The sequence below is a fragment of the Rhizobium acidisoli genome (assembly GCF_002531755.2).
GTDB classification, from domain to species: Bacteria; Pseudomonadota; Alphaproteobacteria; order Rhizobiales; family Rhizobiaceae; genus Rhizobium; species Rhizobium acidisoli.
On the sequence record NZ_CP035000.1, the window covers coordinates 331,868 to 343,988 of the forward strand.

Sequence of the window (12,121 nt, forward strand, 5' to 3'; positions counted from 1 at the left end):
GAGTTTTTCGAAGCATGCGAAACGGCGATCGAGGGCGCATGTGTGCGCCTCGTCTCGTTTTCTCAGCCGATCGCCATAAGGCTGGCATTGCCGCCGGCTGCCGCGGTGTTGATCGATGTCGACACCTCCTCCAGCAGCCAGTTGAGGCAATAGGCCTCGGGATCGTTCGTCAATTCTTCGCTCGTCGCCGCCTGGACCAGCAGAAGCGGACCGGGCAGAGCAGCAATTTTCCGATTGACGATCAGGACGCTGTCGCGATCGCCTTCGACGAGTGCGCCCGAGAATGGCCCGTCCTTTTCCCAATCCGACGTCCAGGAAACCCGGCTGGCGACAGCCGCCGGGAGATCCGCCAGGGCCGATTTCGGCAGGGAGCCGGCGTCGACGACGACGTGATTGCCTGTCGACAGTGCTGCGGCGATCTGGCGATAGAGCCCGCTTTCGGTCTGCGGCACGGCAAGAATGCGGCCGCGTGGATGGAGCGCGTAGAGATTGAGTTCTCCGACCGGGCCCACCAGTTCCCGCTCGAGTCCGAGCGCCGAACGGCTCGCATATCCGCGCGCCGCCTCCCCTTCGGCCGGCAAGCCCTTCCTGTCGAGCCAGACGATATAATCGCGAAGGGCGAGGTCCGTATGGACGGAATCCTGCTGTGGCGGCACCGGTGCACGCTGCACCAGCCGGCCGATATAGAGCGGACCGCCGGCCTTCGGACCGGTGCCCGACAGGCCGCGGCCGCCGAAAGGTTGCACGCCGACGACGGCGCCGATGATGTTGCGGTTGACGTAGAGGTTGCCGGCCTTGATGCGGCTGGTCACATGCGCGATCGTTTCGTCAAGCCGGGTGTGAAGCCCGAATGTCAGGCCGTAGCCCGATGCGTTGATGTCGTCGATCAGGCGATCGAGGCCGTTTCGCTTGAAGCGGACGACATGCAGGACCGGCCCGAAGATCTCCCGCGTCAGGTCCGACAGGGCCTTGATTTCGATGATCGTCGGCGGAACGAAGGTCCCCGCCGCGGCACTTTCGGGCAGCGGCAGTTGATCGACCTTGCGGCCGGCGCCGCGCATCTGCTCGATATGCTGGTCGATCTCGGCCTTTGCGCCATCGTTGATGACAGGACCGACATCGATGCTCAGCCGGTCGGTACGGCCGATCGTCAGCTCGCGGAAGGCGCCTTTCAGCATGTTGAGGGTCCGGTCGGCCACATCATCCTGCAGGCAGAGGACGCGGAGCGCCGAGCAGCGCTGGCCGGCGCTATCGAAAGCCGAGGCGATGACGTCGGCCACCACCTGCTCGGCAAGTGCCGAGGAATCGACGATCATGCCGTTCTGGCCGCCGGTTTCGGCAATCAGCGGGATCGGCTTGCCTGATGAAGACAGCCGTTCGGCCAGCTGCGCCTGGATCATCCGGGCGACTTCGGTCGAGCCGGTGAACATGACGCCGGCTGTTTCCGGGGCACCCACCATGCCGGCGCCGAGGCGGCCGCTGCCGGGTACGAACTGCAATGCGCCAACAGGCACGCCCGCCTCATGGAGGATCTTGACGCTTTCCGAAGCGATGATTGGCGTGACGCCGGCAGGCTTGGCGAGCACGGGATTGCCGGCCACCAGTGCGGCGGCCACCTGCCCGGTGAAAATCGCCAGCGGGAAATTCCAAGGGCTGATGCAGACGATGGGGCCGAGGGGCGCATGCGACGGCCCGAGGGTCTTGCGCGCCTGTTCGGCGTAATAGCGCAGGAAGTCGATCGCCTCGCGCACTTCGCCGACCGCGTTGGCCGCGGATTTGCCGGCTTCGCGCATGATGATGCCCATCAGCGTCTTGATGCGGGCCTGCATGATGTCGGCCGCCCGCTCCAGGCAAGCCGCCCGCTCGGCCGGCGGCACCGCCGCCCATTGCGGCGCATAGTCGGCCGCCATCGCCACGATACGAGCGGCCTCTTCGACCTTCAGTTCGGTGACCGTGCCGACGACGTCGCGGTGATCGGCAGGATTGAGGACGTCACGCGTCACCCCGTCCGTGGAGCCGTCGGCGAGGATCGGAAGCGCATGCCAGGGGCTTGCAGCCGAAGAGGCGAGTGTCTGAGCCAGATCAGAAAGGGTCGTCTCGTTCGAGAGATCGAGACCGTCGGAATTGGCGCGGGCACTGCCGTAAAGCGCCTTCGGCAAGGCGATCTGCGCGTGGGCGGCGCCGATGACGGGCATGGCGGCAACGGTTTCGGCGGGATCGGCGATCAGCGCCTCGACCGAGACGTTCGGATCGGAGATGCGGTGCACGAAGGAGGAGTTGGCGCCGTTTTCCAGGAGACGCCGCACCAGATAGGCGAGCAGCGTCTCATGCGTTCCCACAGGCGCGTAGATGCGGCAGGGCCGGTCGAGCTTTTCCTTGCCGACGACTTCGTCGTAAAGAGGTTCGCCCATGCCGTGCAGGCACTGGAACTCGTATTTGCCGACAGCGAAATCGGGACCGGCGAGATGATAGATCGTCGCCAGCGTCTGCGCATTGTGGCTGGCAAACTGCGGGAAGACGGCATCGGGCGCGTTCAGCAGCTTGCGCGCGCAGGCGATGTAGGCGACGTCGGTGTAGATCTTGCGGGTATAGACCGGATAATCGTCGAGACCGTCGAGCTGGGCGCGCTTGATTTCCGCATCCCAATAGGCGCCCTTGACCAGACGCACCATGACCCGGCGGCCGGAGCGGCGGGCGAGATCGATGACATAGTCGAGCACGAAGGGGCAGCGCTTGCCATAGGCCTGCACCACGAAGCCCAGGCCGTTCCAGCCGACAAGATCAGGGGCAAAGCAGAGCTCTTCGAGCAGATCGAGCGAAAGCTCCAGCCGGTCGGCTTCCTCGGCGTCGATGTTGAGGCCGATATCGTAGCCCTTGGCGAGAAGGGCGAGCGCCTTGACCTTCGGCAGCAGCTCTCCCATCACCCGGCCGGCCTGCGCCCTCACATAGCGGGGATGCAGGGCGGAAAGCTTGATCGAAATACCAGGGCCGTCATAGATGCCGCGTCCGTTCGAGGCCTTGCCGATGGCATGGATCGCCTTTTCATAGTCCTTGAAATAACGTTCGGCGTCGGCAGCCGTCGTCGCGGCCTCGCCCAGCATGTCGTAGGAATAACGGAAGCCGCGCGCTTCGAGCGGCCGGGCGCGCTTCAACGCCTCCTCGATCGTTTCGCCGGTGACGAACTGCTCGCCCATCATGCGCATCGCCATATCGACGCCGCGGCGGATGACCGGCTCGCCGGCGCGCGCGATCAGCCGCGTCAGCGCCGCCGACAGGCTGCGGTCGTTGACCGTCGAGGTCAGCTTGCCGGTGACGACGAGGCCCCAGGTGGCGGCGTTGACGAACATGGATTTGCCGCCGCCGATATGCGAGGTCCAGTTGCCCTCGGCGATCTTGTCGCGGATCAGCGCATCGCGGGTGTCGGTATCGGGAATGCGCAGCAGTGCTTCGGCAAGGCACATCAGCGCCACGCCTTCCTGGCTGGAGAGCGAATATTCCTGCACCAGCCCCTCGACGCCAGTGCCCTTATGCTTGGCGCGCAGCGCCTCGATCAGCGTGCGGGCGGTGCTGCGAATGTCGTAGCGTTTCGCCTCGGAGACGCGCGCCGCGGCAACGAGCGGCGGCAGGCATTCGGTTTCCGGGCGGCGATAGGCCGCGGTGATGGCCTGGCGAAGCTCGGATTGCGGCCGGATCGGCGGGGCAAAGCCGGAGAACGGCGCCCCGTTGGCGGGATCATTGGAGGATACGGTGTCGATCGCTGCGTTCAACATGGGAGTCCCTATCAAATCTTTGTTCGGTCTAACGGATAAATGGGACACCGGGCTCGTCGTCCCAGGTGGCGTCATCCGTAAAAGCTGGGCCGGAATATTCCGTCTCGCGAAGCGGGCGCGCATCCGGCTTGCCACGCTTGAGGGTGAATGCCGCAGCCACGGCCCTTATCGCCACCGGCCTGTAGTGAGCGAGCAGGTCCGGCTTCTGATCGTCATCCGGTTCACTCCTGTGCATGCATGATCCCCTTTTTGAGCGCGGCGCCAATGCCGATCCGACAATATGCCGGGCGGCTTTGCCCTTCCCCCGATTGCCGCTGTGTAAGGTATCACAGTCGCCAATCGTGATCTCACTTGATTTTTTCGGTTTATAGGCTGTATGAACTTATTTACTCATTCGCGAAAGTTCAAATGGCTAGCGAAACTGAAATCCTTAGTGAATTAGACCAGTTCGACAAGAAGATCCTCGCCGCGCTCGCCGAGGACGGCAGACTGTCGATCACCGATCTCGCAGCAAAAGTCGGACTGTCGAAGACGCCGTGCCAGATCCGCTTCAAACGGCTGATCAGCGACGGCTATATCGAAGGCTTCAAGGCCGTCCTCAACCCCGCGAAAATGCAGCTCGACCACATCGCCTTCGTCGAGGTGAAACTCTCCGACACCCGCGAGGATGCGCTGAAAAGCTTCAACGACGCCATCAAGAAAATCCGGGAAGTCGAGGAGTGCCATATGATCGCCGGTCGGTTCGACTATCTCCTGAAGATCCGCACCCGCGACATCGGCCGTTACCGCCGCGTCCTCGGCGAACGCATCTCGACGTTGCCCCACGTTGCCAGCACTTCGACGAATGTCGCGATGGAGACGGTCAAGGAAGCCTGGGACAAGTTGGGTTCGAGCTTGTCCTGAAGGGCGCGATTGCCGACAATCTCGCCAAGTCAATATTCGGCCACTGAGGCGGAGATGAGGATCAAGATGGATCAGGCCAATAATCCGCAAACATCGGCGAACGACCATGAGGAAGCGCGCCGGCTGCAATATCTTCCGTGGGAGCGCATTGCATCCGACCTCGATCATCCCGCTCACCTCGCCCGCAAGGCGGAGCTTAGGCGGACCTGCGGTGCGGAGCTGGCCGAGACATCCTATATCGCCGAAAATGCCGCGATTTTCACCGAGAACCTGACGATGGGCGAGCGCTCCTGGATTGCGGGGCACGCGCTCGTTCGGGGCGATGTGATCCTTGGTGACGACTGCAGCATCAATCCCTATGCCTGCGTGTCGGGCAAGGTGACGTGCGGCAACGGAGTGCGGATCGCTTCTCATGCCTCGGTCGTCGGCTTCAATCATGGATTCGACGATCCCGATCGACCCATCCACCGCCAGGGCGTCGTCAGCATTGGCATCGTCATCGGCGACGATGTCTGGATTGGCGCCAATTGCGTGATCTTCGATGGCGTCACCATTGGAAACGGCGCGGTGATCGCCGCCGGAGCTGTGGTCACGCAGGACATTCCCGCCTTGTCGATTGCCGGTGGCGTACCGGCGAAGGTGCTGCGGAGCCGAGGCGCGGCAACCAGAAAATCCGGCACGGCAGATATCGAAGACCGATTGCTGAAGCTCGGTGAGAAGGCGAAAGAGCAATGGCCTGACATTCTTGCACACTGGAAAAAGCCTGAGACCTATGAATCGCTGGAGGGGGACGGCGTCAGGCGGCCGGCGATCCGGCATCTGTGCGATGCAATCGAGATCGCCGCCGGTTTCGGCCACCTGCCGCCGGGCCTCGTTTCGTCGGAAACCGTCGAGCTTCTCCAAGGCCTTCAGGATCGGGAGACGGGGCTTTTCCCGGAAGAGCATTCGCGCGTAGATGGCCGGGCGTTGCGGGAGGATCCGAAGGCACTCTACAATGTGCTTTCAGTCGGCTATGCGCTTGAACTGCTTGGCTCCAGACCACGTCACCCCATCCAGGCGGTACAGCTCGGGGCTGAAGAGCTGGAGCAATGGCTGAGCGGCCTGCCCTGGTCGAGCCGGGCGTGGCACGCCGGCAGCGTCGTCGATGCCATCGGAACTGCGATGTATTTCGACGCGCGGTATTTCGGCATCAGAGGCCCACGCCAGGCGCTTTTCGAGTGGCTGAGCCGTAATGCCAACGCCGTCTCGGGCCTATGGGGCGAGCCGACGGCACTGGAAGGATGGCTGCAGCCGGTGAACGGTTTTTATCGGCTGACGCGTGGCGCCTACGCGCAGTTCGGCGTTCCGCTTCCCCATCCGGACGCTTCGCTCGAAACGGTTCACCTCAACTACCGAAATCACAAGGGTTTCGTCGGCGCGCGATACAATGCTTGCAATCTACTCGATACGATCCATCCGCTGCTGCTGATTGCCCGGCAAACCGATTACCGGCGGGCCGATGGCGAGGCGATCGCCCGCAATCTCATATCGAGAGCGCTCGATCGATGGCGGGATGGCGAGGGTTTTGCCTTCGCCGATGGCGGCGAACCGAGCTTGCAGGGAACGGAAATGTGGCTTTCCGTCATTCACCTGGCGGCAGATTTCCTGGATCTGTCGGATCGGTTCGCGTTCGTCCCGAAAGGCGTGCACCGGACGGCAACGCCTGGGCTCGGCTTGTGATCAACCGTGCAGCGATGCCGTCAGCCAGGCGGCGGCGAGGTCGCGGGCATTGCTTCGCTTGGCTTTGACCGGCACGATCACGTTGTAACGATCTTCCGCGGCAAGTTCGCTTTGTTCGGCGGGCACCAGGGTTCCGTCTTCGAGAAAAGTGCCGATCAGCATGCGCCAACCCAAGGCAATTCCCTGCCCGGCGCGCGCGGCGGCGATTGTCTCGGTATAATGGCTGAACCGAAGCGACGGCTTGACCGCGATATTGGCGCCGGTGAACGAAACCCATTGCGACCAGCTGTACCAGGAACGATCGACAACATCCGTTTCGATGAATTCGTCAGCCGAGCCGAGCGGCCCATCTCCCCGACGCCGGAGATAGTCTGGAGAGCAGACGGGGGAAATGACATCGCCGCGCGAGGCGATGACCGTTCCGTCGCTGAAGGGAGGCAGGCCGTAGCGGATCGCCACGTCGACCTCTCCGCCGTCGAGCGCAATCGGGCTGTCCTGGGATATCACCCGCACCAGAATGCCTGGGTTGGCTCGGCGGAACTCAGCCAGCCGCGGCAGCAGCCAGAAGGACGAGAATGCGACGGTTGCGCCGATCGTTACCACGTCCTGACTGCGTGACTGGAGCGCTTCCACACTCTCGGCGATATCGGCAAAACTCTTCGCCAGTGTTGCGCCAAGGCTGATGCACGCCGCCGTCGGTTCGATCGCTCGATGCTTGCGCACGAAGAGGGACTGGCCGAACTCCTCCTCCAGCAACGCGATCTGCCTGCTGACCGCTGCCTGGGTGACGCCGAGTTCGGTCGCAGCCAGGGTGAAGCTATTCCTACGCAGCACCGCCTCCAGGGTCACCAGTGCGGTCAGCGATGGAAGCCGTCTTCGAAATTGCATCTTGGAGGCCTTTTCACATGAGAAAAGATTATGCAAACGTGATTTTTTATGCCGTTGAAAGCCCCGCACTGCAAGAGCAATCTAGGGAAACTCTCACATAAGAGGTTCTCATGCTAAACAGGCTGCCATCTACCATTTCGGCGCTGCTCGACTCCCGCTCTGAAGGCCATTCACTGCCGGCCGGCCTCTATGTCAGAGAAGACGTGTTCGAAGCAGACATCGACGTCTTCTTCCACAAGCACTGGATCTGTGTCGGCCTCGACTGTGACGTTCCCGAAGCCGGCGACGCCACCGTCGTCGATATCGGCAAGACGAGCCTGATCCTTCTGCGCGACGACGACGGTGAAATCCGCGTCCTGCACAATGTCTGCCGCCATCGCGGCTCCCGCCTTCTCAATCCGGGCAAGACGATTGTTTCGAAGCTCGTCTGTCCCTATCACACCTGGACCTATGAGCTGACGGGCGAGCTCAGCTACGCCCCCCATATGGGCAAGGAATTCGACAAGGATTGTCACAGTCTCAAACCCGTTACCTTCAAATCGATCGGCGGCCTGATTTACGTCTGCCTGTCCGACAATCCGCCCGAGGATATTGCCGGCCTCGAACAGGCGATGGTCGACCGCCTTGCTCCCTACGATATCCGCAATGCCAAGATCGCGCACCAGACCGACGTCATCGAGGACGGCAACTGGAAGCTGACGATGGAGAACAATCGCGAGTGCTATCACTGCTCCGCCAACCACCCGGAACTCTGCGTCTCCTTCGTCGATCTCGACTTCGGCTTCGATCCGGAAACGCTGAGCCCCGAGGATCGTGAGCAGGCCGAGGAGCACTTCCGGATGTACGAGGAGCGCACGCAGGCATGGGAGGCCGACGGCTTCCCCTCGGCTGCCGTCGAGCAGCTTTCCGACTGCGCTACGAACTTCCGCACGCAGCGGCTGATCATATCAGGTGCCGGCGAATCCCAGACCCACGACGCCACCGCCGCATCCTCCAAGCTCCTCGGGCAGATGACCCGCAAGGATCTCGGCGACATGCATCTCTGGGGTCATAACAGTTGGAACCACTTCATGGGCGACCATGCCGTCGTGGCAACCGTCATCCCGCTCTCGGCCGGCAAGACCCTGGTCAGGACCAAGTGGCTGGTGCACAAGGACGCCGTCGAAGGGGTCGATTACGACCTCGACAAGCTGACGGATGTCTGGGTCGCAACGACGGATCAGGACGCCGATCTCGTCGCCCGTTCCCATGCCGGCGCTCTCGATCCCGCCTATCAGCCGGGCCCCTATTCCCGCTTTTCCGAGACGAACCTCGACAAGTTCGCCAGCTGGTACATCGACCGGATGCGCGCTCATGGATACTAGGACCCCGCAAGTGCTGCTCGCAAAGGCCGCCCGTCACGACGTCTGGAACCCCGAGGAAGACGATGTGCTCGTCTGTCTCGACGTCCAGCAGGAGACACATGACGTCAAGACCTTCACTTTCGCATCCCCTGACGGGAAGCGGTTCGCCTTCAAGGCCGGACAGTATTTTCTGTTCGACCTGGAGCACAACGGAGAGCCGGAAAGCCGGTGCTACAGCATCTCCTCTTCGCCGCATCGCACGAACGCCTTCTCCGTCACGGTGAAGCGCGTTCCGGGCGGCAAGATCTCCAACTGGCTTCACGACACCCTGGTTCCGGGAGCATCGGTCAAGGCGAACGGCCCGCTTGGCCATTTCGTCCGGTCCGAGACGTCGAAGCCGAAACTTCTGCTGCTCTCCGGCGGGTCCGGCATTACCCCGGTCATGTCGATTCTGCGTGAACTCGCCGACAGCTGCGAACCCGCCGATGTTGTCTTCATGCATGCGGCGCGCACGCCGCAGGATCTGATCTTCCGCGACGAGCTCGCCTGCATCGCCCGCAGGCTGAAGGGCCTTCGGTTGCACTTCCTGCCGGAGACCGTTGCGGGCGAGGCGTCCTGGCCGGGCCTTACCGGCCGCATTTCGGCGGACTATGTCAGGCTCGCGGTTCCCGATATTGCGGAGCGAACGGTGATGTGCTGCGGCCCCGCCCCGTTCATGGCGGCAGCACGCAGCATTTCCGCCGAGCTCGGCGTCCCCGGCTCGCATTACCTCGAGGAAAGCTTCGACGCCGCGGTCATCGACGAACCCGAGATCCCCGCGATCCAGGAAGCGGCCGCCAAGGTCTTTCAGGTCACCTTCTCGAAGCAGGCCCGCAGCATCGAGGTAACCGGTGACCAGAGCGTGCTCTCCTGCGCGAAGAAGACGGGCGTCAGGATTCCGTCTTCCTGCGCCAACGGCGTTTGCGGCACCTGCAAGTCGAAGCTGACATCAGGCACGGTCGACATGAACCACAATGGCGGCATCCGCCAGAGGGAAATCGACGCCGGCTTTTTCCTGCCCTGCTGCTCGAAGCCCCTTAGCGATCTCGTCATCGAACGCTGAGCGACACCGCATTACTTATCGACAATAGGGAATTACCCGGATGCTGCGAGACGAAAACGAATCCGTCGAGCTGGCCGGCTCGACCGTCTTCAAGGACGAGCGGAAGCAGGCTTACCTCAATCCCGATGGTGCGGACCGGCCTCTCATCAGTCCTGTGCCGGCCGCGACACTCGACCGGGCGCGCCGTTACCGCCTGGAGCGGCTGCGCATGAAGATGCGCGAATGGGATTGCGGCGCCCTGCTGCTCTACGATCCCGTCAACATCCGCTACGCCTTCGACTCGTCGAATATGAGCATCTGGACGATGCATAATCCGTCGCGCTACGCGCTGATCCTGGCCGACGGCCCGGCGATTATTTTCGAATACGAAGGCGCCGAACACGTCAATGACGGACTGCCCGGCATCGACGAGATCCGGCCGTCGAAATCCTGGATCTTCTTCACCGCAGGCAACCTCGTGGAACCCCGCCTGAAGGCCTGGGCGGACGAGATCGCCGACATCGTCAAGGGGAATGGCGCCAACAGGCGCATCGCCGTCGACAGGCTCGAACCATCAGGCGCGTTCGAACTCACGGAATGCGGATTTACCCTTCTCGACGGCCAGGAGCTGGCCGAACGGGCGCGGTCGATCAAAAGCGCCGATGAAATCGAGCTGATGCGCTGGACGATCCGCGTCTGCGAAGCGGGAATGGCGCGGATGTACGAAGTATCAGAGCCGGGCCGCACCGAGCGGGAAATCTGGGCCGAGCTCCACTTCGAAAATGCGCGCAGCGGCGGCGAATGGCTGGAAACCAAGCTGCTGACCGCAGGCCCCCGAACCAATCCCTGGTATCAGGAATGCTCGGACTACGTCATCAAGCGCGGCGAGATGATCTCCTTCGACACCGATATGATCGGCCCCTACGGCTATTGCGCCGACCTCTCGCGCTCATGGACCTGCGGTCAAGTAGCCATGAACGCCAAGCAGAAGGAGCTTTACGCGGCAGCCAGGGACCACATCGAACACAATCTGTCGGTCATCCGGCCGGGCATGACGTTCCGGGAGTTCAACGAACTGTCCTGGCAAATCCCGGAGAAATACCAGCCTTATCGCTATACGCTCGCCCTGCACGGCACCGGCATGGCCGACGAATGGCCGGGGGTGCTGCTGCACCCGGATTTCGATCCCGATTTCAGCGGCATCATCGAGGAGAACATGGTGCTCAACGTCGAAAGCCTGATCGCCGAAGCCGGTTCCGAGAGCATCAAACTGGAAACCCAGGCCCTGATCACATCAAAGGGCGCGGAGCGGCTGGACAGCTTTCCGTGGGAGGATATCTGAAACCTCTTCGCGCGAGGCGTCTCGGTCAGTGTGCTCTTAAAGCTGCCGCGCGATGCTGTGACGGGGTCTGCCCGAAGGTCCGCTTGAAGGTTCGCGTGAATTGCGAGGCATTTTCGAAGCCGACATCGAGCGCGATCTCGATAAGCGGCGCCTTCGACTGGACCAGGATCGATTTCGCCCGCTCCATGCGGACCCGATTATAGGCCTTAGCGGGAGACATTCCCGTCTTGTCGATGAAAATTCTCTCCAGCTGCCGCCGTGACAGCCCAACCATGCCGGCAAGCTTCTGGATCGATATGCTGCCGTCGACGAACTGTTCCATCGTAATCATCGCCGCCTTGACGCGAGCGTCGTCATAATCGTCATACAGCGGACGGCGAGGCTGGATGTCCGCCGGCGCCCGGGCCTTCTCGATCTGAAGCACCTCAAGCGCATTTCGCTCGGCATCCCGGCTGATATATTTCCTGACGAGCAACGCGGCCATGTCGGCCGAACTGCTGCCGCCGGCGCAGGATCCGCGCTGGCGATCGAGATTGAAGAGCCGGTCGGACCGAACGCCGAGGTCGGGAAACCGCTCGCGAAATTCCTTGTAATGCAGCCAGCTCACGCAGGACTCGTGCCGCTTCATCAGATCCGCGGCCGCAAGAATGAACGACCCGGTGCAGACGCCGATCAGCGGCACCTTCTTGGCATCCGCCTGCCTGAGAAAATTGATGGTCTGCTGGTCGACAGGGTTTTCCACCGTCAGAAGCCCGCCGACGACGACGATATAGTCGAATTTCAGCGGATCGACGAAATCGGAGGTCGGAGCAACCTGGACGCCGCAGCTCGAGGTGATCAGATGGCGCGTGCTGCCGATCACCTGCCAGTCGGCAAGCACCCTTCCGGACCGATCCTGCTCGTCACTGGCAAGCCGCAGCGTGTCGACGAAGAGCGCGAAGGCCGACAGCGTAAACGACCGCGACAGCACGAACCCCACCTTGAGCCGGGCACCTGATTTCGCGGCGCCGTCCCCCTGCCGATGCTGCTCCGGTCGCATTGTCATCTCCTTGCCGCCTCGCAAAACTCAGAAAAC

The 12,121-nt window shown here is 62.4% G+C and carries 9 protein-coding genes; 5 read left to right on the forward strand and 4 right to left on the reverse strand.

Annotation, left to right across the window (positions count from 1 at the left end):
• Positions 1-62 precede the first annotated feature (62 nt).
• Complete coding sequence (putA, locus tag CO657_RS27170) at positions 63-3,770, reverse strand: trifunctional transcriptional regulator/proline dehydrogenase/L-glutamate gamma-semialdehyde dehydrogenase (RefSeq protein ID WP_054183855.1); 3,708 nt, start codon at positions 3,768-3,770, stop codon at positions 63-65.
• 28 nt (positions 3,771-3,798) lie between these two features.
• Positions 3,799-4,005, reverse strand: coding sequence for a hypothetical protein (locus tag CO657_RS27175; RefSeq protein ID WP_054183854.1), 207 nt, complete (start codon positions 4,003-4,005; stop codon positions 3,799-3,801).
• Between the two features lie 173 nt (positions 4,006-4,178).
• Here CO657_RS27175 and CO657_RS27180 point away from each other — a divergent pair, with 173 nt between their 5' ends.
• The gene (locus CO657_RS27180; RefSeq protein WP_054183853.1) at positions 4,179-4,673 is read left to right on the forward strand and encodes an Lrp/AsnC family transcriptional regulator; all 495 of its coding nucleotides are present in this window, start codon (positions 4,179-4,181) and stop codon (positions 4,671-4,673) included.
• Between the two features lie 66 nt (positions 4,674-4,739).
• Positions 4,740-6,392, forward strand: coding sequence for an acyltransferase (locus CO657_RS27185; protein WP_054183967.1), 1,653 nt, complete (start codon positions 4,740-4,742; stop codon positions 6,390-6,392).
• Here the strand turns inward: CO657_RS27185 and CO657_RS27190 are convergent, their stop codons facing one another.
• Positions 6,393-7,280 (reverse strand): LysR substrate-binding domain-containing protein, encoded by an 888-nt coding sequence (locus tag CO657_RS27190; protein WP_054183852.1) that lies wholly within the window; start codon positions 7,278-7,280, stop codon positions 6,393-6,395.
• Positions 7,281-7,390: 110 nt separating this feature from the next.
• Here CO657_RS27190 and CO657_RS27195 point away from each other — a divergent pair, with 110 nt between their 5' ends.
• From CO657_RS27195 to CO657_RS27205, 3 genes are read left to right on the forward strand one after another with little or no spacing between them, the layout of a single operon-like run.
• On the forward strand, positions 7,391-8,644 hold the full coding sequence (locus CO657_RS27195) for an aromatic ring-hydroxylating oxygenase subunit alpha (RefSeq protein WP_054183851.1): 1,254 nt from the start codon (positions 7,391-7,393) through the stop codon (positions 8,642-8,644).
• Positions 8,634-9,725 (forward strand): FAD-binding oxidoreductase, encoded by a 1,092-nt coding sequence (locus CO657_RS27200; protein ID WP_054183850.1) that lies wholly within the window; start codon positions 8,634-8,636, stop codon positions 9,723-9,725. Before CO657_RS27195 ends, CO657_RS27200 begins: the two co-directional genes overlap by 11 nt.
• Before the next feature lie 40 nt (positions 9,726-9,765).
• Entirely contained in the window at positions 9,766-11,046 is a 1,281-nt protein-coding gene (locus tag CO657_RS27205; RefSeq protein WP_054183849.1) for a M24 family metallopeptidase, read from the forward strand.
• Positions 11,047-11,071: 25 nt separating this feature from the next.
• Here CO657_RS27205 and CO657_RS27210 read toward each other — a convergent pair whose 3' ends face one another.
• Positions 11,072-12,085, reverse strand: coding sequence for a GlxA family transcriptional regulator (locus tag CO657_RS27210; protein WP_054183848.1), 1,014 nt, complete (start codon positions 12,083-12,085; stop codon positions 11,072-11,074).
• Between the last annotated feature and the right edge of the window lie 36 nt (positions 12,086-12,121).